The 21,768-nt window shown below is 72.5% G+C and carries 14 protein-coding genes; 9 read left to right on the top strand and 5 right to left on the bottom strand.

What is annotated here, in order from left to right:
• Positions 1–104: 104 nt before the first annotated feature.
• Positions 105–4,175 carry a hypothetical protein gene (locus tag CHC11_RS10555; protein WP_089311448.1) on the bottom strand — a complete coding sequence of 1,357 codons (4,071 nt, stop codon included), beginning with the start codon at positions 4,173–4,175 and terminating at the stop codon, positions 105–107.
• On the bottom strand, positions 4,160–6,808 hold the full coding sequence (locus CHC11_RS10550; RefSeq protein ID WP_089311447.1) for an ATP-binding protein: 2,649 nt from the start codon (positions 6,806–6,808) through the stop codon (positions 4,160–4,162). Before CHC11_RS10550 ends, CHC11_RS10555 begins: the two co-directional genes overlap by 16 nt.
• 150 nt (positions 6,809–6,958) lie before the next feature.
• Here CHC11_RS10550 and CHC11_RS10545 point away from each other — a divergent pair, with 150 nt between their 5' ends.
• Both CHC11_RS10545 and CHC11_RS40170 read left to right on the top strand, forming a co-directional pair.
• Positions 6,959–8,689 carry a CpaE/TadZ family protein gene (locus CHC11_RS10545; protein WP_089311446.1) on the top strand — a complete coding sequence of 577 codons (1,731 nt, stop codon included), beginning with the start codon at positions 6,959–6,961 and terminating at the stop codon, positions 8,687–8,689.
• A 42-nt stretch (positions 8,690–8,731) separates the two neighbouring features.
• Positions 8,732–10,369, top strand: a complete 1,638-nt coding sequence (locus CHC11_RS40170; protein ID WP_143227001.1) for a hypothetical protein — start codon at positions 8,732–8,734, stop codon at positions 10,367–10,369.
• Positions 10,370–10,474: 105 nt separating this feature from the next.
• Here the strand turns inward: CHC11_RS40170 and CHC11_RS10530 are convergent, their stop codons facing one another.
• Together CHC11_RS10530 and CHC11_RS10525 are read right to left on the bottom strand one after the other, a co-directional pair.
• The gene (locus tag CHC11_RS10530; protein ID WP_089311444.1) at positions 10,475–10,984 is read right to left on the bottom strand and encodes a hypothetical protein; all 510 of its coding nucleotides are present in this window, start codon (positions 10,982–10,984) and stop codon (positions 10,475–10,477) included.
• A gap of 42 nt (positions 10,985–11,026) precedes the next feature.
• Positions 11,027–12,034: a hypothetical protein gene (locus tag CHC11_RS10525; protein WP_089311443.1), complete on the bottom strand. Its 1,008-nt coding sequence runs from the start codon at positions 12,032–12,034 to the stop codon at positions 11,027–11,029.
• A 272-nt stretch (positions 12,035–12,306) separates the two neighbouring features.
• On the opposite strand from CHC11_RS10525, the gene CHC11_RS10520 reads away from it, so the two are divergent.
• The 6 genes from CHC11_RS10520 (at position 12,307) to CHC11_RS10495 (ending at position 20,382) form a co-directional block, all read left to right on the top strand.
• Positions 12,307–13,458 (top strand): hypothetical protein, encoded by a 1,152-nt coding sequence (locus CHC11_RS10520; RefSeq protein WP_089311442.1) that lies wholly within the window; start codon positions 12,307–12,309, stop codon positions 13,456–13,458.
• A 191-nt stretch (positions 13,459–13,649) separates the two neighbouring features.
• Positions 13,650–14,186 carry a DUF4282 domain-containing protein gene (locus CHC11_RS43385; protein ID WP_089311441.1) on the top strand — a complete coding sequence of 179 codons (537 nt, stop codon included), beginning with the start codon at positions 13,650–13,652 and terminating at the stop codon, positions 14,184–14,186.
• Positions 14,187–14,332: 146 nt separating this feature from the next.
• Positions 14,333–16,534 carry a serine/threonine-protein kinase gene (locus tag CHC11_RS10510; protein ID WP_245919033.1) on the top strand — a complete coding sequence of 734 codons (2,202 nt, stop codon included), beginning with the start codon at positions 14,333–14,335 and terminating at the stop codon, positions 16,532–16,534.
• Positions 16,531–17,652, top strand: coding sequence for a response regulator receiver protein (locus CHC11_RS43380; RefSeq protein WP_089311439.1), 1,122 nt, complete (start codon positions 16,531–16,533; stop codon positions 17,650–17,652). Before CHC11_RS10510 ends, CHC11_RS43380 begins: the two co-directional genes overlap by 4 nt.
• A 37-nt stretch (positions 17,653–17,689) precedes the next feature.
• A complete protein-coding gene (locus CHC11_RS10500; RefSeq protein ID WP_089311438.1) occupies positions 17,690–19,600 on the top strand; it encodes an AAA family ATPase in 1,911 nt (636 codons plus the stop codon).
• The gene (locus CHC11_RS10495; protein ID WP_179278779.1) at positions 19,597–20,382 is read left to right on the top strand and encodes a 4Fe-4S single cluster domain-containing protein; all 786 of its coding nucleotides are present in this window, start codon (positions 19,597–19,599) and stop codon (positions 20,380–20,382) included. The genes CHC11_RS10500 and CHC11_RS10495 overlap by 4 nt, the downstream gene beginning before the upstream one ends.
• Here the strand turns inward: CHC11_RS10495 and CHC11_RS41215 are convergent.
• Positions 20,286–21,260: a hypothetical protein gene (locus tag CHC11_RS41215; RefSeq protein WP_179278778.1), complete on the bottom strand. Its 975-nt coding sequence runs from the start codon at positions 21,258–21,260 to the stop codon at positions 20,286–20,288. The genes CHC11_RS10495 and CHC11_RS41215 overlap by 97 nt on opposite strands.
• A 51-nt stretch (positions 21,261–21,311) precedes the next feature.
• On the opposite strand from CHC11_RS41215, the gene CHC11_RS10485 reads away from it, so the two are divergent.
• The gene (locus CHC11_RS10485) at positions 21,312–21,704 is read left to right on the top strand and encodes an FHA domain-containing protein (protein ID WP_089311436.1); all 393 of its coding nucleotides are present in this window, start codon (positions 21,312–21,314) and stop codon (positions 21,702–21,704) included.
• The last annotated feature ends 64 nt before the right edge of the window (positions 21,705–21,768 follow it).

Raw genomic sequence — 21,768 nt, 5'->3', positions numbered from 1 at the left:
TCCCCGAACCTGCGGGAACACGACCCGAACCCCGACAACAACAACCGGCCTCCACCCCAGCGGGGTGGAGGCCGGTCCTTCTTTCGGCTCTCGGCGCCTTCCGGCTAGGTCCTGGACATCTCGTCCTGGTACATCTTCCGCAGTTCCGCCCGGATGTCGACCGGCCGACTCGCCGTCTGCCGGGGGTCGACCTGGCTCATCCGCCTGCTGGTCTGGAGAGTCTCCTCAAGATCTTTCAGCCGCTCGAACACCGTCTGGTTCTGCCGGCGCTCGTCCTTCGTCTGCTGCTGGAGCACGTCCTGGAAGCGGTCGAGCTCGTTGATGATCGCAGCCGCGGAAGCTGCGTTCCTCGGCTTCTGGGAGATGGCGCCTGCCAGCTTTTCGATCTCCTGGTGCCACTGCTGCTGCGCCTGCTGGTTGCTCTTGGTCACCTGGTCGGCGATCCGTGCCAGCTCGGCGGCGTCGATCATGGTGCCCGGATCCGCCATCTGCAGCCGCAGATCGCAGACACCCCGCGCCTCACGGGAACTGTCGACCACGTCACGGAACAGCGCGCTCAGCCTGTCGACCTCCTGGGCGGAGCTCTGCTGCATCCGGGTGAGCCGGTCGAAACCGTCTTCGTAGGACTCCCTGGTGATCGTCCTCGCGTTCCTCGCCTCGTGCAGATTCATAGTCTCCGTGGCGATTCTCATCATGGTGGAGATCTCGTCTTCCAGTTGGCTGTGGAGATCCCCGGCCGATACGAAAGCGCCGTCCGGCATTTCGATGCGTATCTGGTTGAAGTCTCGGATCTCGCGGCGCGCGGAGTCCACCACCCTGGTCACCGCCCGCACGTCGCGCAGTTGGCGGCTGTCTGCGCTCGGCATCTCTATCTCGGCCCACTCCCGGGACGCCGCGACGGCCGTGTCCTCGGCCCGCCGAGAGTTGATCACAATTCTCGACAGCTCCTCGTCCCTGCCCCCGGACACGAAACGCGCCACTCGTTCCCGCACCTCGGGAAGGCGCGTGTCGAATCCATGCGCCGCGAAGACATCGACGACCTCGCCGTTGTCATTGACGTAGCCGCGTTCCCTCAACTGCGCGGTGAGCCGGGCGATGTACTGATCGTCGTTCTCTTCGACCCCGTCGACCATCTGTCGCCGCAAGGTGTACCGGTCGAGGTAGTGAACCGGGTGCGAGGCCTGCTCGATGCTGGCTCCTTCGGGGAAGGCCCGCTGACCGGTCCGCCTGTCCACCTGGGCCGGAACGGGAATGGCCAGACCATGGTTGCCCAGGAGAATCTGGTCGGCCGACAGCCCCGTCGCGTTCGCCATGTCGGCGAGCGCCTGCATCTTCTCCTCGTTGTTGACGAACCCGGTGAACTCCGGTCTGAGCCCGCCAGGCTGCCCTTCACCCCACTGCCGGGCCCGAAGCATGTTCAGCCCATCCTCGGCATGCTGGGCCGTCAGCCGGCGCTGCTCCTCGGAGTCGCCGACGCGGATGATGTTGCGATGCCAGTCATCGGCCTCCCGCAGGCCCGTCCGGGCACTCTGCGCCATGGGCATGCCCGCCGCGGAGATCGCCGCCATGCCCGTCCCGTCGCCGCCGGCGCCGGGACGGCCGAGCAGATTGGGGCCAAACCGATCACCGAGCGCCTGGCCGGCACGGACAGAGGCGGCACCGCCGGTGAAGGCCATCAGCGGCAGGGTCGCCAGCACCGCCGGCGGCGCCACCATCGTCAGGCCCGCCAGACCCGCGGTCAGCCCGGCGTACGCGGCCGCACGCTGCGCGGGCGACCCGGACGCGGCCTTGTGCTGCAGGGCGTTCACACCCTGCTGGAGCCGCGCGCGGCCGCCGTCGTACCTGTCCTTCGCCCAGTCGGTGATCGGGCGGGTCGCCTTCTGCGCACCGCGCTTCGCCGCACCGGCGACCGCCCTCGTCGCGCGGTTGTTGAGCATGCGCCGCTGCAGCGACCGCTCGTCCAGAGCGGCCAGCCGCGCCTTGCCCACGCCGAGGCGGCCGAGGCGCTGGGACACCTGCTGGCCGGCATTGCGCGACAGTCTCCGGTCACCACTGCTCCGCAGCACGATGGCCGAGGCGAACCCCGTGGCCCCCGTGGTGGAGGAGATGTCCCCCAGGCTCAGGATCTTGCTGATCTTCCTGAACAGGAACAGCGCCACCAGGGGGGCCGCGCCCTGCGCGACCTGCTGGAAGAAGTTCGGCGTGGCATCGTTGGTGGTCGCCTCGATGGCCTGGTACGTGGTGTCGGTCAGCATGGTCAGGAACGTCAGCCCGAAGGTGAAGAGGGCGTCACCCGCCGCCGCCGCTCCGGTGAGTTTGAGCAGTCTCATGCCTTGCGGCAGGCCCGCTCCGATCAGCAGCAATGTCAATGGCAAGATCATTGCAAGGGCTGCCAGACCCACACTGGACACCGTCATACCGATCGCCATCGGTCCCATGACGAACAGGAAGACGAAGGCGACGATCATCGACATCAGGCCCTGGGTGAGCCGCTGGGCCTGGTTCTTGCCCAGCCAGGCGCTGACGAAGTCCCAGTCGGCCTGGCAGGCCGGCTCGCTGGCGTAGCAGTTGCCCAGCTTGTTCTTGAGCTCATCGTCGCCGTTGAAGTAGAACGTGCCCATCGTGCCGTTGTCGCACAGAAAGCAGAGCACATCGATGCCGGCGACGGTGAACTGGTGCCCGCTCTTGTCGTCCTCGTAGGTGACGTTGCTGTAGAGCTTCTCGCAGGCCTTCGCCTTGTCCTTGGTGTCGGTGGCCTTGTCCCACTGCGGGATCGTGTGGGCGCTGCCGAGCCCGTCGTCGTTGGCCTTGCAGGCACCCCACGCAATCATGATCATCTGCTCGTCCGCGGCGGGGTCGATGAAGTACCCGCGGGCCGAGTTCGACGTGGTGGTGCCCTTGGCGTGGCCGGTCGCGAGGTCGTAGGCCTCCAGCTTGCTCTCGGTGCTCACATCGGCGTTGGCTTCGAGCCAGCGGCAGGACGCGTGAGCCGGCGAGGGGAACGGCCTCGTCCCCTCGCCGAACTGCGCGGCCTGCCAGGAACGGACGAGCGAGATCTCCCACATCTTGCTCACCTGCACCATCGCCTGCTTTCCGCTGGCGAGTGAGGTCTCCTTGTTGCGGGCCATGTACTCGTCGTTGAGCTTGTCGTCGAGTTTCGCGCACGTGACCGCGCCCGCCCCGCCGTCCGGATGGCCGTCGTAGAACACGGGATTGGTGGCCACGCCGTCGTTGACCCTGCCGATCTTCTGCAGGTCGTAGAGCGAGTCCGACGCGGTGGTGAACCAGCCCTGGACGGTCGCGGCCATCCACGGCGTCGTGTACGCCGACGTCGGGTTGTCCTGGTGCTTGTCGGCCTGGTCGCCGATGAAGAAGATCAACCCGTTCGCGGCCAGGAACACCATGATCAGGCGCAACGCGGCCGCGGGCCCCCGCCGGTGGCCGCTGCTGGACCAGCGCCGGAACACCGCCGCCATGACGAAGATCCACGAAGGGATCAGGAACCAGGCCGCGTACAGGGAGAAGGTGCGCACGACGGAGTTGATCGGGTCCGCCGCCCGGCAGATCATGTCGAACGAGTAGCCGAACCCCATGAGCGCGCCGATGATCCGCCAGCAGAGCGCCGCCGCCATGAACATCAGGCTGGCGATCATCGAGACGAACCGCTGGGTCTTGAAGATCCGGGCGTTGTCCACCACGAAGAGCTCGAAGGACGTCCACCGATGCATCGGCAGGAAGGTCCTCGCCTCGTTGTAGACGTCGCAGTCGTTCTGCTTGATCTCGTAGGTGGGGACGTCGTCGTCCGGGGCCGCCGCGAGCAGGCGCCCGCCGGTCCCCGTCCCGGACTGCGCCACCGGGGCGAAGGAAGCGGCGGGCGCGGGCGGTTCAGCGCGCGCGGACGGTGCGGCGGGCGCGGACGGTGCGGCGGGCGCGGACGGTGCGGCGGGCGCGGCCGCGTTGGACGACTGGCCGCCGGACCCGAGACCCTCGGTCTGCCCGGCGAGCAGGGCCAGACCGCCGAAGACGGTCAGCGCCAGCGCCCACACCAGCAGCTGGACCGCGCGGCGCGGGCTCTGGCGTGCCGCCTTCGCGCCGCCCGGCTCCGCCCGGTCGAGGCCGCCCTTCTTCCGCGGGTCGCCGCGGCGTGCCGGGCCGGTCCTCAGCCGACGAGCCATGGGTTCTGCTCCTCCCCCGTCTGCGACGGCGCGGCGGTGACGTCGTGCCCCGTGTGCGCCGCGGCGCTGATGTCCTGCCCCGCTACCGGCACCTGGGCCGTGCCGTTCTGCCCCGGCGGCGCGGCACCGGCCTGCTCCATCCGGGCGGCCGCGGCGACGGCCGCCTCGTACTCGGCCCGCTCGGCCTCCTCGCGCTCCCTGCGCGCCTCCTCGCGCTTGCGGCGGTCCTCCGGGTTCGTGCTGTACGCCTCCGCCGCCTCGGGCGGCGTGGGGCCGAGGACGACCTGGGCGTGCCGTCCGAACAGGTCGCGGAAGATGCCGCGTGCCCAGCGCGCCGGTTTGCCGTCCTCGGCCGGCAGCGGGCCGAACTCACGGATCTGCGTGAGCCGCTCGGAGGTCGGCTGAAGGCCGCACAGCCGCAGCGCCGTCTCCGCCTCGCGCTTCTCGTTCAGTTTCAGGACCAGGACCCGGCTCAGGTAGGACTCCAGGTCCTTGGTCACCACGTCCGCGATCCGCTGGGTGAGGAACACCGGCATGATGTTCAGCGACCGGCCCTCGCGGGAGATGCGCTGCAGCGAGGCCAGGCCCTCGGCCTGCGAGAGGAAGGTCCACGCCTCGTCCACGATCAGCACGCCCGAGCGGTTGGCGATGAGGATCTCCAGCGAGGCGCGGATGACCAGGCGCACCGCCGCCAGCGCGATGCGCTCCGACACCGAGTACTCGCTCGGCGTCTTGCCCTCCGGCAGGCCGAGCTCGCGGTCGAAGTCGACCAGCGTGAGCCGCTGCGACATGTCCAGGCGGGGCAGCGGCTGGAGGGCGATGCCGAGGGAGAACATGGAGGACGCCTCCATCTGCTGCTCCACCAGGCCGCGCACCCGCTCGGCGTCGTCGCCGGGGACGTACTGCAGGGCGTCCCAGACGCAGCGCGCGCCGTTGAGCGCGCCCCGCTTCAGCCCGGACCCGAGCGCGAGCCGCTCCGACAGCGAGAGCCCGTCGCGGGCGTCGTCCAGCGCGGACAGGATGTGCACGTTCGCGATCTCGGCCGCGATCGTCGGCGGCGCGTACCGGAAGGGGTCGAAGGCCCCGGGCGACTCCTCCAGCGCCGACATCGACACCCGGCCGGCGGGGATCCCCAGCCGCTGGACGTAGTCCACCATCCCGTAGAGGGAGTCGCCGCCCTTCGGGTTCACGAAGATCACCGGCAGGCCGTTCAGCGCGGCCTGGGTGGCGACGGACTGCGCGAAGAAGGTCTTGCCGCTGCCCGGGTCCCCGAAGATCCCGAAGACCGGCGGCAGGTTCTTGCGGGGGGCGCCGAGCGGGTCGACGAAGAACGGCGTGCCGTCCGGGTCGATGAGCCCGCCGTAGACGCCGAGGTCGTCACCGAGGTCGGAGAACGCCTGGAGCCCGGCGTGCGAGACCATCGGCACGTTGACGTCCTGCAGGAACGGGTTCACCCGGACGGAGGAGCAGGGCAGGGTCTCCTCCAGGGCCTGGATCTGCCGGTGCTCCAGCGCCTTCATCTGGATTCCGTAGTACTGGGCCAGGAACTCCATGTAGGTCTCGGTGGCGTCGGTCACCTCCCGCGCCATGATGAAGCTGCACCTGGCCAGCATGGGCTGGTTGGAGTTCGCGAGGTAGTCCTCGACCTCCTTGGCCTGCTGGAAGGTCTGGGACAGCTCGACCTTCTCCAGGTCCTGGGTCTTGCGCTCCTCCTCCATGTTGGACATGATCCGGCGCTGCGCCCGGCGGGCCCTCGCCCGCGTCAGGTTGGCCGGCTCGAGCTCGGCCCTGATCGAGATCACGTGCGGGGCGTCGCCGGGGTGGCTGATCACGTCCAGTGCCCACTGGGCCTCCGGGGACGGCATGATCGGCTGGTCGAAGCGCATGACGGCGGCCATCTCCAGCTCGCCGATGCCGGTGACGCCGAGCCGGGTCGGCATCTCCTCGATCACCGCGTCCGGGCCCCGCCCGAGGTTGTACCAGGACTCCAGCTGGTCGAGCTCCTGCCGGGTCGGCTCCTGCGCGTCCGCCCGCTTGAAGATCGAGCCGATGTGCTCCATGTCCTTCTGGTAGTCCGACAGGTCGGGGACGTCGTCGGCCATGGAGTCCTTGACCAGGTCCGTCAGGGCCTTGATCGTCCCCATGCCGCCCTGCGAGCCCTTGCCGGCGCGGGACGTCTTGTCCATGAGAGACGACCGGAGCTGCACTCCGACGAACAGGACGCGCTTCGGGGCCAGGAAGCCGAAGGCCTCGGCCTGGTAGGCGCGCAGCTCGTCGGTGTTCTCCTTCGGCGGGGTGACGAGGTCGTCCCACGTGATCGAGACCAGGTGGACGTTGCGGTTGTTGGACAGGGTCGCCAACCCGCCCACGGGCTGCCGGGACGTCCGGCCCAGGTCACCGAGGAGCCTGGCCAGCGGCGCCGCCATGGACAGCTGCTCGGCCGGGTCCTCCCATTTCATCGGCGACAGCCGCACGGTGCGGTACATCCACACCTCGCCGTTGTAGCCGACGTAGACGCCGTCGGCGGTACGCCAGGCGTACGGAGTGGTCCACATGGTGGCGGTGTCGGCCTCGGAACGGCCTGCACGGCTGGTCCCGGTGACACGTCCGAGCGCCGCCCTCAGGTTGACCATGTGCTGTCATCTCCCTGGTCGTGTTGGCTCTCAGGGAGACAGTCCGGCAACCGGGGCTGGCGGCATCCATCATTGTCCGCACAGTCGCTATTAGAGATTCCGGCCGCTTCGCCGACCGGGTGACAACCAGAGCGCTGAGGACACTGAGTGATGGCAACTGCGCCGAACCTCGTCGTCGCGGGGGACCCGGGCGTCGCCCGGAGTTTGCGGGAGACCGGCCGGTTCTCCGCGGTGTACGACGCCGCCTCCGCGGCGGTACTCCGCGACCTGTCCAAGAGCGGGCAGGTCGGTTCCCCTGCCGCCTTCATGTTCGCCCCGGGGTTCGTCGAGGACCTCCCGGGCGCGGGCGTGGCCGTCCTTGCGAACGGGCTCGCCGGCCGCGGATTCACCGTGCTCGTGCACGGCTACTTCGCGGAGCGCGGCGACACCTTCGCCCCGGGCGTCCACGTCATCGGCGGGCAGCTCAAGATGTCGGACCTGCTGGCGCTGTTCGGCATCACGGGCCCGCCCCCGGCCAAGCCCGCCGCCCCGGCACCGGCCGCGCCCCGGCCGCCGGCCGCGTCCCAGACGCAGGCCGGAGGACGGCAGCAGCCGGTGGCCCAACCTTTCACGGCCGCCCCACCGCCCGCCGAACACCCACCCGCCCAGGCACCCGCCCAGGCGCCCACCGAACAGCCACCTGCCACCGGCCGGCCTTCTGCCGGGGGTTGGAACCCGAACCCGGCGCAGCCTCCGTCCTTCGCGCAGGCGCCCGGAGCCGTGCCGCCGCAGGCCGCCGAACCGCCCGCGCCTCCCGCCGCGGCGCCGAACCACCAGCCGTGGTCCGCGGCCGCGCCCGTGCAGCAGGGGTTCGCGGGGCAGCAGCCCGTCCCGGGAGGCCATGCGGAGCCGGCGCCGGACGCGGGGTTCGCGACGCGGCAGGACCACAACCCGATGCCGGCCCAGCCGTCCTCGAACGGATGGCCGGGCCCGCAGCAGACGGCGGCGGCCGCACCGGTCAGGGCCGAGACGCCCGCCGCGCCCCTCGGGCGGGTCATCGCCATCGCCTCGGCCAAGGGCGGCGTGGGCAAGACCACGACGGCGGTGAACCTGTCGGTCTACGCGGCCAGGCATCTGCACGCGGCCGGCCGGCCCGGGAGGGTGGCGCTGGTCGACACCAACTTCCAGCAGGCCGACGTCGCGCGGTACCTGAACGTGGAGACGCCGACGGTCCTCGACCTGCTCCGGGCGAACGGCTCGCTCAGGGTGGAGAACGTGCGCGCCCACCTGGCGCACATCCCGGACGCCGACCTGTTCACGCTGCTCGGGCCGCAGGACATCACCATGGCCGACCCGGCACTGATCAACGCGATGCTGTACCGGCGGATCATCACGGTGCTGCGGCAGGCGTTCGACTTCGTGTTCGTCGACACGCCCGTCGCCGAGCTCTACCACATGACGTTCACCGACCTGATCCTGCCGGAGGCCGACGCGATCCTGGTCCCGGTCGAGCCCAACCGGGTGACGCTGGAGGCCGCGCGCGCCTGGCTCAGCGCGATCACCATGGCGCGGCACTCCCGGAGCGGCGGCGTCGACCCGGAGAAGCTGTCGCTCATCCTCAACCGGGCCCGCGCCGACGTGGACTGCAGCCCGGAGGACGTCATGGACCTGATGCCCGGCTGGCGGTTCGTCGGGATGATCCCGGAGGACCTGGAGTGGACGCAGGCCGCCAACAACCGCCGGTTGAACGCGCTGCAGATCGGCCCGGACCTGGACGCGACCTTCCGTGAGATCCTCCAGTTCGTCACCGGGGACCCGGTGTTCGGCCAGTCCCTGGCGGCGCAGCCGGGGGGCGGCCGGGGCGGCCTGCTGAAGAGGCTCCTCGGCATGGACCCCAAGTGATCATCCTCGATCCGGCCCTATCACGAGAAAGGAAGCGGCCATATGGCAGCGCAAAATGAGCCCGCCACCGGAATGGACTTCTGGGCGGCCATCGGCGTCGGCCAGGAGGAGGACGACGGGCCGGACGAGCAACCCTCGCAGGACAAGCTCCTGGTGACCGGCGCCCCCGCCCCCGCCGCACCGGCGGACATGGGAACCGCCGCACCGGCGGACATGGGAACCGCCGCACCGGCGGACATGGGAACCGCCGCACCGGCGGACATGGGAACTGCCGCACCGGCGGGCACGGGAACCGCCGCACCGGCGGACACGGGCGCCGCCACGGGTTCCACCAACGGGTCCGTCAACGGTTCCACCGCGGGTTCCGAGACGGGAGCCGGGCAGCAGAGTCCGCAGGACGACTGGGCGTCGCTGTTCTCCGCCTGGGACGACTCCGCCAACGGCGCCGCCCCCGCATCGGGGCCGCCGGCCGCCGGAGCGCCGTCCGACCAGGCGGTTGCCGATCAGGCGCCGTCCGACCAGGCGGTGGCCGGAGCGGCCGCCGGGGCGGTCGAGGCCCAGGCGCCGTCGGCCGCCGCGACGCCGAAGGCGCAGGAGAGGCCCCGCAAGCCGGAGCCGAACGAGCCCGCGGACGCGCCGGCGGAGCAGCCTCCCAAGGACCCGGAGGACGCACAGGACGCCGAAGCCCCGCCCGCCCCGAAGGCGGGCGGGACGGAACAGGCCCTCGCGCCCTCGCAGGATCACCGGACCACGCGCAGCACGCCCTTCGGGACGTCCGGGCAGGCGACTCAGACCGCGGCACCCGCCCAGGCCCGGCAGGCCGCCCAGACTCCGCAGACCGCCCAGGCCCCGCAGGCCCCGCAGGCCGCCCAGACTCCGCAGGAGCCCGCGGAAGCCGCCACGTCCCAGCCGCCGCCCGCGGCGGACCCGGCGTGGGCCATCGCGGAGCGCATCGCCACCACGCTCCGCCCGCGGGTGGCCGAACTCTGGCTGGAGGTCCTCACCCGGCACACGGGCGGGGATCCGGCCATGGCCAGCAGGGTCTACCACGTGCTGAACGGCACCCACCTGCTCGGCGAGCTGATGCGCGACGAGACGATCGACGAGGTGCACGTCCACGGGACCCAGGTGACCGTGTGCGGAGCGCGCGGCATCCGCCAGATCCCGGGGTTCCCCAACCTCGCCGCGTCCCGCCGGGCCGTCAAGACGATCACGGCGTCCCGGGAGAAGCGGGGCCTCGTCGTCTCGAAGGTCAACGACTCCGTCGTGATCAGCCGGCGGAGCGGCACGGTCCCGAACACCAACGCCCTCGTCGCCAGCGGCGTCGTCGGCGGGGACCAGCTCGCCCGGATCCGGCAGGCGCTGCAGCAGATGCAGACGGTGACCGTGACCGGCCCGGCCGCGCGGATCGTCATCCGCGCGCTCGCCTCGCTGATCCCGGAGGGCAGCCGCGTCTTCCTCGGGGCGTACGCGACGCTGCCCGCCGGGTGCGTCACCGCGGTGAGCCCGATGGAGGCCGACTACGTGCTCGGCGTGCGCCCGGGCGCGGTGGCCGAGGAGATGGCGGGCGCGGGGCAGGTCGGCGGCCTCATCGCCAACCCGGAGACGCAGTTCCCGGCGGCGCTGCGGTTCGCCGTCACGGGGCCGTCCGCCGCGCCGGAGCGGCTCATCGACCGCTGACCGCACGCCACCGGAGCCGCGGCGCCGCCCACGCTCCGCGCCCGGTTCCCCCGGGAACGACGAGGGGGCGCCGCTCACCGTCCGGCGAGCGGCGCCCCTCGCATGTCAGCTCAGGTGCACGGCGCGCTTGTGCTTCCCCTCGCCTATCTCCAGCACCCTCGCACGGGCCGCGGCCTCGGCCAGCGGCGCGATGAGACGGGCCAGGGGGGCGCGCTGCGGGGTCCCCGGCGCCTCGGCCAGTTCGACGACCCGGCGCACCCCCGTCGCCCCGTGCAGCTCGAAGCCGCGGACGGGGTGGGCCCAGAGCCTGCCCTGCGCGGTGTCCATCACCGGCACCGCCCGATCGCCGGGGGCGACGGCGAGATCGCCTAAAACCCAGCCGGTCCGCTGCGCCGCGTCCGCGTAGGCGATGACCTGCTCCAGGTCGCGCAGCAGCCGCGGCACGCAGGAGCCGCCGAACGTGACCGGCGGGCCGGCCAGGGCGACGGCGTCGCGGCAGCCCAGCCGGCCCGCGATCTCGGCGACCCGATCGAGGACACTGCGGTGAACGTGGCCCACCTGCTCTCCATCCACGGTCAGCAGCACCACGTTCGCGCGGCCCTGCGAATCGGCCATCGGTTCCCCCTGCCCGGACGGCCCCCGGCCGCCAGGGACGGCTCAGGCAGTACGCATGTCCACGACGCGGTCGGAGTCCAGGATGAAGCTCGCGGCCTCGTCAGGGGTGACCCCCAGGACATCGATGACCAGCCGGATCGGACCGACCTTCTCGGCGTCGCAGCGGTGGCACCTGGTCCGGTTGTCCCCGTACACCTTCATCGAGGGGTTCTGGTCGCCGTTGCTGTGCCTGCTCGGACGCGGGCAGTGCCACAGGTTCCCGTCGTCGGAGGAGGAGCCGAGCCGCGTCAGCACCGTCCGGACGTCCACCGACTTGGCCTCGGCGATCCGCTTGTTGTGCGGCGAGACGGGGACGGGCGGCACCATGTCGGCGCCGCGGCGCCCGGCCCGCAGCTCCTGCCGGTACTTGGCCGCCTCGCGCCGCAGCTTCTCCAGGTCGATGCCCTGGGTCGGATCGTCCTTGGTGACCGGGGCGGGCTCGTTCCCGGTGGACAGGTAGGGGAACCGGTCGTCGGCCCGCCGCCGCAGCGCCGCGACGAGCACGAAGGTGGCCAGCGCGTCCCTGGCCGAGTCCGGCGGGACCATGCGCAGCCGCGCCGCGTACCGGATCACCGTGGCGGCCTCCGGGGTGACCAGCTGCTGGGCGCCGGAGCCGACCTGCACGGTCGGGACGCCTTCCGCCTCCTGGCCGCCGACCTGGCCCCACTCCAGGTAGGCGGAGGGCCGGCCCGCGTCGGTGAAGGCCTCCCCCTGCGGGTCGAGCCGTGAGAACTCCAGAACGGTCCCGCCGGCATAGGCGTCGACGCGGCGGCCCGCGAAGCCGCACAGTGCCGCGTACGGGACGAGGCAGTTCGGGTCCTCGGGCGCGAGGTAGATCACGCGCGATCGGAAGTCGGCCGCGGTCAGGCCACTCGCCCGCAGGCCGGCGATGGTCGCGGCGATCACGTCCTCGTCGTCGCCCGGAACAAGGTCGACCGACTTGACCCCTTCGATCGCCGGAGGTGACCCGGTGGTGCGAACGGCCAGCACGTAATCGGTCAACTGGTGCATCTGGTCTCCTTTGTAGTGTGCCGCCCCCGTGTGTCACGCATGACTGTCCACGCGACAGGGCGAGCCGCATGCTTTATTTGTCAACCTGTTCGTCGGCCCTCGTCGTCCGGCCCTCTGGTACTTGCCGATCCGACCTGGCCCGAAACGGTTATGGGTGAAGAGTGGACACCGGCCGGGGCGACCGGTGCCGCACCTGGCCGGAACCGGCCGGGTGCCGACGTTACCGCCGGCCGCCCGCGCGGTCGGTGGCAGGACACGGAGAAGGGTGCACAGTGCCAGCGCAAACCAAGGAAGAATTCTACGTCCGGCGCCTCTTCGACGACGACGTCCCCGTGTTCGTGGACGCGACCAAGTACGTCCGGCAGGACCTGCCGTACCCGCTCAGCGCCAAGAAGGCGCTGAAGGCGACCTGCGGAGTGCGGACGGACAACGAGGTCCTGGCGTTCAGCCTGCGCAACTACACCGGCAAGCAGGCCGAGCGGGAGGTCGAGCACGTCGAGAGCACCGTCGGCGGGCGGGTGACGGCGCAGAACCAGCTGCGGCTGCGCATGCCCCGCCGGACCCTGCACGGCCTGAACGAGACGGCGCGGGCCCTGGCGGTCGTCCTCGGCGACGAAGTGATCACCGAGCTGGACGGCGACCTCTACGTCCTGACCCTCACCCGCGCCGGCAACGAGGGGACGCTGGCCCTGGCCGGCAAGCTGACCAGGTCGGAGGGCGGCTTCGTCCGGTCCGAGGTCAGCGACGCCGACACCGAGTTCGAACTCCCCGTCGCGGGGGTGCGGCTGCGCATCTTCCTGCGTTCCCCGGTCCGCGACCGCATCATCGCCTACGGCTTCAGCGGCTACCTCACCCGCAAGCCGGGCGAGATGGAGACGGTGACCCGGGCGACCGCGCTGGCCGTCAACAGCATCCTCGGCCTGGCGACGTTCCGGATGCTGTCGCAGCTGGACCACGTCGACGTCCCGGCCGTGCCGCGCGGCAACGCCGTCCGGCAGCGCAAGCCCGCCGAGCAGGTGACCTTCACGGTCCCGGCGCTGCTGTTCACCGACGACGGCACGCCGGCGGCCCGCGGCCGCGTCGCCGCCGAGATCGACCTGGACCAGGTGGACCCGGTGACCGGCGGCCTGCAGCTGCACGTCACGGCGGGCGACCAGCTGGAGTGGAACCCGGCGGTGACCGACACGATGAAGTTCGAGGTCTACGAGCGGGTGCTCACCGAGACCATCGGCGCCATGCTCCACTCGGCCGTCGGCATCGACACGGTGCGCGACCTGGCCTACGACATCATGCTGGGCGACCTCGGGGCCGAGGGCATCGCCCGCCTGCGCGCCGCGACCACCGACCTTCCGGGCCTGGCCGCCAAGCCCAACCAGGCCGAGGTGCGGTCCGCGCAGCCGGCCACCGGCGTGCCGGCCGCCTGACACCCGGCGCGGTCCGGCGGCTCGCCTCGCGGGGTCCGTCCGACCGGTGGTGCCAGAACCCTGGCGCCACCGGTCCGACGTCCGCACCGGCCCCCGCGCGATACGGGATCGTCGCGCGGCGGGTTCCGGCAAGGGACGGGGCCAGGCTTTAGAGTCTCCGTGTAGCGGTCCCCACACTGGAGACGACGGTGATGACGAACCCACCGGACCCTGGTCACCCTCCGCGTCCGCAGGCGCCCGGCGGGCCTGGCGGGCCCTACGGTCCGCCGCCCGGCGGGCCCGGCGGCCCCTTCCCGGGCCCTGGCCACTCCCCCGGCCACGCCCCTGGCCATGCACCCGGCCCCGGGCCCGTCCCCGGCCCCCGCCCTCCCGGCCCGGCCTCCGGGTTCCAGGACCCGCGGCAGGGGTGGGCGCCCCCGCCCGGCGATCCGGGGGGCAGGAACGTCCTCCAGGCGCTGTTCGACCTGAACTTCGACAACATGATCACCACGCGGGTGGTGAAGATCCTCTACGTGCTCGCACTGATCCCGATCTCCCTGTTCTCGCTGCTGATGGCGGTGTACGGGCTGGCGTGGATCGACGACAGCGCGGCGTTCGGCTACCTGCTCCTGCTCGCGTCCCCGTTCGTGTGGTTCTTCCAGGTGTTCGCGACCCGGATCGTCCTGGAGTTCGTCATCAACCAGTTCAAGATCAGCGAGTATCTTCGGGCCATCAAGGACAAGAGCTAGACGGGACTGCTGTGGGCGAGTTCGATGGCACCCCGCCGCGGGACACCCGGCGGGATGCCGGGACGACGCGGCGGGACGCGGGGGTGCCCGGGCCGCGCCCGGCGTCGCATACCCGGCGGGAGGGGCACGGTCCGGGGGATCCGCTGATGCGGCTGCCGGCCGTACTGGGCGAGCGGTACGCGGTGGTCGCCGAACTGCCCGTGCAGGGCGCCGAGTCCGACCTGCTCCTGGTGCGCGACGGCGACGGCGCCGAGTTCGTGGCGAAGATCTTCCGCCGCGGGTACCGCGCCGACCGGGAGGTGTGGGCGAAGCTTCCCGCGCTGGAGGCGCCGAACGTCCTGCGCATCCTGGAGACCGGGCACGCGGACGGGCGCGACTACGAGGTCGCCGCGTACGCGCCGGACGGCAACCTGCGGGCGCTGATGGACGAGGGGCCGCTCCCCGGGGAGACGGTCGGCGAGGTCGCCGCCCAGCTCGCCGCCGGTCTGCGGGCGCTGCACCGGGCCGGCATCGTGCACCGGGACCTCAAGCCCGAGAACGTCCTGGTGCTGGGCAGGGAGCCGCTGCGGCTCGCGATCGCCGACTTCGGGCTGAGCAGGGTCCTCGACCAGAGCGTGGTGTTCGCCTCGTCGTCGCGGACCCTGGCCTACGCGGCGCCGGAGTCGCTGTCCGGCCAGGTGTCGCCGGCCCGCGACTGGTGGTCGCTCGGCATGATCGTCCGGGAGCTGGCGACGGGCCGGCCGCCGTTCCAGGGGTTGAGCGAGACCGTCGTGGTCGACCATCTCGCGACGCGGCCGGTCAGCGCGGACGACGTCCCCGACCCGCGGCTGCGGCTGCTGTGCCAGGGGCTGCTGACCCGCGACCCGCGCGGACGATGGACGGGCGAGCAGGTCCGGGAGTGGCTGGACGGCGGTTCACCGCGGGTCGCGGAGGAGACCCTCCAGACGGGCGCCGGGCTGCCGTTCAAGGGGCGGCGCCACACCGGCAGGAGCGAGCTGGCGCGGGCGCTCGTCGAGAACTGGGACCACGCCGCCCAGTACTTCTTCGGACGGGGCGAGACCGGCGAGGCGTGGCGGAGCCTGCGGGAATGGCTCGCGGAGGTGCCCGACGACAGCCGCATCGCGCTCGTCGACGGCCACCTCATGACGACGCTGCCGCCCGACGTCAAGCTCCTGCACCTCGTCCGGTGGCTGGACCCGGCGATGCCCCCGCACTACCTCGGCCGCCGGATCACCGCCGCCGACCTGCCCGGGCTGGCGGGCCTGGCCGCCGACCGGCGCCACCCCGACCACCGCACCGCCTGCCTCATCGGGCGGGCGCTGTGGGAGCACCGCCTGCTGCCCGTGCTCGCCGGCTTCGCGGGCGGCGAGGAACTGGCCCGGGTCGACGACCAGTGGCGCGCGCACGTGTCGGCGTGGAACGACCTGGCGCGCTGGCTGCGCGAGCAGGGCACCGCGCCGCCGGGTCTCGCGGCCCGGCTGCCCGACGCCGGCGCGGAGGAGCCGCCCGCCGTGCTGCTCGCCCTGCTCGCGCTGGCGGCGCGTCCGGACGAGACCGGGCGGCTGATCGCCAAGGGCGCGGCGCGGGCGCGCGCGCCGGTCTCCGAACCGGTGCCGTGGTTCACCTGGATGGTGGACGGGGCCGGCGACGATCCGCTGCGGCTGCTCGCCGTGGCGCGTGCCGCACCCGAGGCCGTGGCCGAGAGCGAGTCGCGGACGCGCGAGCGGCACGCCGCCGAGCAACGCGACGAGGCGCTGCGCACGCACCGGGCCGACCGCGAACGGCAGCGGCTCGCCGGGCGCAACCCGGCCATGGCGAAGGCCGTCGCGCTGACGTCGCCGCTGCTGTTCTTCTGGCTCCTGGGGAGCTGGGTCATCGGGTCGCTGTTCGGCGGAGGCGGCGACGACGCCGGCACGACATCGGTCGGGCTGCACAGTTCCTCCTCGGGCATCTCCTTCGGTGTTCTGGCCGTCGCGTCCGTGCTCGCCTGGGCGGTGCAATGCGGCAGCGAGGTCTTCGTGGCGCGCGCGCAAGGCACGGACTACCTTCCCCACGGCCCATGGGCGATGCTCTCGGGCATCCTCGGCGCGGGCGGCCGCGGACTGTCGACGGCGTCCCAGACGATGTCGGGCGCCGCGCAGCGGACCGGGCGGCGCGGGTGCGGGTGCGTGCTCGCCGCCGCGACGGTGCCGCTGCTGATCTTCCTTCTCCTGCTCGCGGCGGTGACGTCCGTCGCGAGCCTGCTGTGGGTGCTCGTCCTCATCGCCGTCCCCGCCGCGCACGCCGTCGCGGCCGGGGTTCGGCTGCACCACTGGCGGCGGGCACGGACGACCGGAGGGACCCCATGAGCAGCGGGATCGACGCGGACATCGCGCTGGACGCGGCGGTGGTGCTCAGCCTCGGCATGACCCGCCTGCTCGGGCACGGCGCGGGCCTGGCCGGACGCGGCGCGGAGGCGCTGGCCGCGCTCGCCGCCGGGCGCGCCGAGGCGCGGGCGGCGGCGCTCGCCGAGGTCAGGACGCACGAGCGGGCGCTGCGGGAGACGGTGGATCGCAACGCGCGCATCGCCGCGCTCGCCGAGACCCGCGCGAAGATCGGGGCGGACGTGCCGCTGCCCGACCGCCTCGACCCGGCCGAGCGGTCCGCCGCGGAGCTGACCGCATGGTGCGCCGCGACCGACCCCGTCCTGGACGAGGCCGAACGGCGCCTCTCCGAGCATCTCGCCGCCCAGGTCAGCACGCAGATCTTCGATGTCCCCGCCGAGGGCCTGGCGGCCGACGCCGGGGCGGGCGCGCCGCCGCCGGCCGGCGACGTGCGCGAGCACCTTGAGCGGATCATGGTGCGGCTGCTGCCCGACGCCGGGGAGGCGGAGCGGCGGGCGGTCGCGGAGGCGGCGCGACTGCTCGCCGGCGTCGCGACGCCGGCCGACGCGGAGGGCGTCCTGCAGGAGGTGCGCCTGCGGATCCAGGAGGCCAACCGCCGCACCCGGGAGCGGCGGGACGAGGAACGGCGGCGGGCGGCCGAGCGCGACGCCGCCGAGCAGGCCGAGGCCGAGCGCCGGTACGTCCTCGACTCGGTCACGGCCGCGTTCGAGGACATGGGGTACGAGGTCCAGGCCGGGTTCGAGACGCTGACGGCCGAGGACGGCACCGTGACGCTGACCAAGGGCGCCTGGCCCGACCACAGCGTCCGGATGCGCGTGGACGACGCCGCGCACGTGCGCGCCTCGATGGTGCGCGAGCGGCCCGCCGAGAGCGAGGACGACCGCCGGCTGGACGTCGAGCGGGAACGGGAGTGGTGCGAGGCGTTCGAGGCGGCGCGCGAGCGCCTGGCGGGCGCGGGGGTCCGCTCGGACGTGGCGTGGCGGCTGGAGCCCGGGGTGCGTGAGCTGCCCGTTTCGGCGGAGGCACGGCAGACTAGGGGCCGTGCCGCCCAACGCGAGCGCTCCCGCGAGCGTCACAAGTGAGGTGTGCGGGGGCGTTCGGACGGAGTGGAGTGACTAGATGAGCATTGATTCGCCGACCCTCGGGGGGCGGTTGCAGGGTTGGCCGCCGTTCATCCGGGAGCTGGACGCGACCCTCTCGGTGCACTCCCAGTACGTCCTGTCGGGCAACCTGCACGACAGCTTCCTCGCGCCGTCGGACGGCGGCCCGGCGGGGCTGCTGCCGCTGCGGGACCTGCTGTGGGAGTCGCTGCGCTCCAGCGGCGCGTCCTTCATGGCCGTCTACGACCCGGTGGACGGGCTGCAGATCGTTCCCGGCCCGGGCGACGCGGCGGGGGGCGAGGCGGCGTCGGCGGCGGAGTCGCTGCTCGGCAAGGTCAAGGCGGACGAGAAGCCGTCGCTGGAGGGGCTGACGCGGCATCTGGCCGCGATCGCCCGGCCGCAGGAGAACGTCCGCGCCGCGTTCCTGATCGACTCGGCGTCGCGCATCGCCCGGACCCCGACGGACCTGGAGCCTGCCGAGCGCGACTTCTTCCGGTTCTGCGCGAAGCTGTCGCGCAGCGCGCGTCCCGTCCGGGTGGCGGGGGCGCGGCCGAAGCCGCTCTACAACCCGGTCATCTGGCTGGTGGAGCGGCCGGGCGACCTGCCGCCGTGGCTGACGGCCGACAACGAGAACATCCGCGAGATCACGATCCCGCGCCCGCATCTCGGCGACCGGCAGGAGACGGCGCGGCTGCTGGCCCGCGCGTTCGGGGTGGGCGACGTCGGGTCGGACGAGGTGGCGGCCGCGGCGTGCGACGCGTTCGCCGAGCAGGCCGACGGGCTGACCCTCCAGTCGATGATCGAGGTGACCCGGCTGGCGAAGGAGCGGGGCGTCGACCTCGCCGACCTGCCGGACGCGGTCCGCACCTACAAGCTGGGCGTGCTCGACAACCCGTGGAGCCGCGGGCACCTGCGGCGCCGGGTGCTGGAGGGCGAGAGGCGCGTCCCCGAGCGGGTGATCGGGCAGCCGCAGGCGGTCACCAAGACCCTGGACATCCTCAAGCGGGCGGTGCTCGGGTTGTCGGGCGCGCAGGCGACCAGGTCGGGCAGCCGCCCGCGCGGGGTGCTGTTCTTCGCGGGCCCGACCGGCACCGGCAAGACGGAGCTGGCCAAGGCGATCACCGAGCTCGTCTTCGGCGACGAGTCGGCCTACCTGCGCTTCGACATGAGCGAGTTCTCCGGGGAGGGCTCCGGCGACCGGCTGATCGGGTCGCCGCCCGGCTACGTGGGGCACGAGGCCGGCGGCGAGCTCACCAACGCCGTCCGCGAGGACCCGTTCCGGGTGATCCTGTTCGACGAGATAGAGAAGGCGCACCCGCGGATCCTGGACAAGTTCCTGCAGATCCTGGAGGACGGCCGGCTCACCGACGGGCGCGGCAACACCGTGCACTTCTCCGAGTCGATCCTCATCTTCACCTCCAACCTCGGGATGTTCGTGCCGGGGCGGGACCTCACGACCAGCGACGGGTCCGCCTACGGAGCGCCGGACCGTGTGCAGAACATCACACCCGGGATGTCCTACGAACAGGTCGAGCAGCGCATCAAGGGCGCCGTCGCCGACCACTTCACGGCGGTGCTGAACCGGCCGGAGCTGCTGAACCGGTTCGGCGACAACATCGTGGTGTTCGACTTCATCTCCGGCGAGGCCGCGCACAAGATCTTCGACCTGCAGTTCGCGAACATCTGCCGCCGGGTCACCGAGGAGCACCGGCTCGTCCTCGCCGTGAAGGGGGACGCGCTGCAGACGCTCCGCGAGTGGTGCACGGAGGAGCTCGCCAAGGGCGGGCGCGGCATCGGCATGGCGCTGGAGTCGCACTTCGTCAACCCGCTGGCGCGCGCGCTGTTCGACCGGGAGCTCGTCCCGGACGAGAAGGTCACCGTGACGGGGATCCGGCGCGAGGGCAGCATCGTGCACCTGGACCTCCAGTGAGCACGGGCCGTCCCCCCGCGGCCGGAGACGGGGCCGGAGACGCGGCCGGAGGCGGGGTCGGGGACGAGGCCGGCGAGACGCTCCTGCTCGCCAAGGCGCACTACCCGGTGACCACACTCGGCCCCGGGACGCGGGCGGGCATCTGGACGCAGGGCTGCACGCTGCACTGCAACGGCTGCCTTTCCCGGGACACGTGGGACGCCGACCCGGGACGGGCGATCCCCGTCGGAGCGGTCCTAGGATGGCTCGCGTCCCTTCCCGAACCGGTCGACGGGGTGACCATCTCGGGCGGCGAACCGTTCCAGCAACCGGCCGCGCTGGCGGCCCTGGTGCGGGGGATCCGCGCGTGGCGGGAGACCCGCGACCGTGAGACGATTGCGTTGGACATATTGGTTTACAGCGGATATGTCTACTCTCGGCTCTCGCGCGCCGCTGTGACGCGCGAGATCGTGGACATGTGTGACGCCGTGGTCACGGGGCCGTACGTCGACCGGCTCAACCCTGGGCGGCGACACCCCGGGGACGGCTCCCTACTCTGGAGGGGGTCGGCCAACCAGCGTGTCGTGCCGGTGTCCCCCCTGGGACGCGAGCGGTACGGGGCAGTGGCCGGCGTCGGCGACACTGAAGGAAGAGGGCCCCGAGTACAGGTGTCCGTGGACGAAGGGCCGGAGGGAAAGCGGGTGTACTACATCGGGATCCCGCGAAGAGGTGACATGGAGCACCTCACGTCGCGGCTCGACCGCGCCGGGGTGCGCTCGGGGGATGTGTCATGGCGACCTTGAACTGTCCGGTCTGCGACGAACCGTTCCAGCCGGGCGATCTGCTCTGCATGAGCTGCGGGGCCAATCTGGCGCGCGCCGGTGGCGGCGCTCCCCAGCCGGGCCCGGGCGGGTACGAACCGCAGCGGATACCCCCGCCGCCGGGGCCGCCGCAGGGGGGCCAGCAGTACGGTGCCCCTCCACAGCACGGCCAGCCGCAGCACGGGCAGCCCCAGCACGGGCAGCCGCAGCACGGGCAGCAGTACGGGCAGCCGCAGCACGGCCAGCCGCAGTACGGGCAGCCGCAGCAGCAGCAGCCCCCCGCGGACCCGTGGGGCGCGCCGCAGCCCCAGCAGCAGCCGCCCCAGGACCAGTGGGGCGCGCCACAGCAACAGCAGCAGCAGCCGGACCCGTGGGGTCCGCCGCAGCCCCCGCAGCAGTCTCATGACCAGCACGGGCAAGGTCAGCCCGGGCAGGGCCAGCACGGGCAGCCCCCGTACGGGCAGCCGCAGCAGGGACAGCCGCAGTACGGGCAGCCCCAGCAGCAGCAGCCCCCCGCGGACCCGTGGGGCGCGCCGCAGCCCCAGCAGCAGCCGCCCCAGGACCAGTGGGGCGCGCCACAGCAACAGCAGCAGCAGCAGGCGCCCGACCCCTACCAGCAGCAGCCGCAAGACCAGTACCAGCCGCCGCAGCAGCAGTACGGCGCCCCGCAGGACCAGTACGGCGCCCCGCAGCCCGGGCCGGCCGACCACCAGTACGGGCAGCCGCAGCACGGGCAGCCGCAGCACGGGCAGCCCCAGTACGGGCAGCCACAGCACGGGCAGCCGCAGCAGGGACAGCCACCGCACGGGGGCCAGCCGCCGCTGCCGCCGCACGGCCGCGAGGCGACGCTGCTGCCGCACGAGCACAACCAGGGCCAGCAGCGGCCACCCGCGCCCGACAGCACGGCGTTCATGTGCCCGTACTGCGAGGCGGTGCTGACCAACCCGGGCGCCGCGCAGTGCGACTCGTGCCTGCGCCCGCTGCCGCAGAAGGGCACGCCCGTCCTGCGCGTCCAGTTCCCCGCGGGCGAGCTCAAGGTCTCGGTCGGCCAGCACCTGGTGCTCGGCCGCGACGCCGGCCAGTCGCCCGTGGCGACCACGTTCACGCAGTACGACAACGTGTCGCGGCGCCACTCGACGGTGTGGCTCGACCCCTCGGGGACGGCCTGGGTGCGCGACGAGGGCTCCACCAACGGGACGTTCGTCAACGGCGAGCGGCTCCCCCGCGGCGTGGACGCCCCGCTCCGCGACGGTGACCAGCTCCGCCTGGCCGCCGACGTCACGGGCACCGTCCAGCTGAACTGAGCGCAGCACGCGTCAAAGGGGCGGCCCCGCGGTCACGAGAACCGCGGGGCCGCCCCTTTCGGCT

The organism is Actinomadura mexicana (assembly GCF_900188105.1).
GTDB classification, from domain to species: domain Bacteria; phylum Actinomycetota; class Actinomycetes; order Streptosporangiales; family Streptosporangiaceae; genus Spirillospora; species Spirillospora mexicana.
Note: the sequence above shows the minus strand (reverse complement) of the source record. Positions and strands in the feature narration are given on the sequence as shown.

Excerpts from the sequence above, each read along its gene's own strand:
- CHC11_RS10555 (WP_089311448.1), bottom strand. The coding sequence starts at position 4,175 with ATGGCTCGTCGGCTGAGGACCGGCCCGGCACGCCGCGGCGACCCGCGG.
- CHC11_RS10550 (WP_089311447.1), bottom strand. The coding sequence starts at position 6,808 with ATGGTCAACCTGAGGGCGGCGCTCGGACGTGTCACCGGGACCAGCCGT.
- CHC11_RS10545 (WP_089311446.1), top strand. The coding sequence starts at position 6,959 with ATGGCAACTGCGCCGAACCTCGTCGTCGCGGGGGACCCGGGCGTCGCC.
- CHC11_RS40170 (WP_143227001.1), top strand. The coding sequence starts at position 8,732 with ATGGCAGCGCAAAATGAGCCCGCCACCGGAATGGACTTCTGGGCGGCC.
- CHC11_RS10530 (WP_089311444.1), bottom strand. The coding sequence starts at position 10,984 with ATGGCCGATTCGCAGGGCCGCGCGAACGTGGTGCTGCTGACCGTGGAT.
- CHC11_RS10525 (WP_089311443.1), bottom strand. The coding sequence starts at position 12,034 with ATGCACCAGTTGACCGATTACGTGCTGGCCGTTCGCACCACCGGGTCA.
- CHC11_RS43385 (WP_089311441.1), top strand. The coding sequence starts at position 13,650 with ATGACGAACCCACCGGACCCTGGTCACCCTCCGCGTCCGCAGGCGCCC.
- CHC11_RS10510 (WP_245919033.1), top strand. The coding sequence starts at position 14,333 with ATGCGGCTGCCGGCCGTACTGGGCGAGCGGTACGCGGTGGTCGCCGAA.
- CHC11_RS43380 (WP_089311439.1), top strand. The coding sequence starts at position 16,531 with ATGAGCAGCGGGATCGACGCGGACATCGCGCTGGACGCGGCGGTGGTG.
- CHC11_RS10500 (WP_089311438.1), top strand. The coding sequence starts at position 17,690 with ATGAGCATTGATTCGCCGACCCTCGGGGGGCGGTTGCAGGGTTGGCCG.
- CHC11_RS10485 (WP_089311436.1), top strand. The coding sequence starts at position 21,312 with ATGTGCCCGTACTGCGAGGCGGTGCTGACCAACCCGGGCGCCGCGCAG.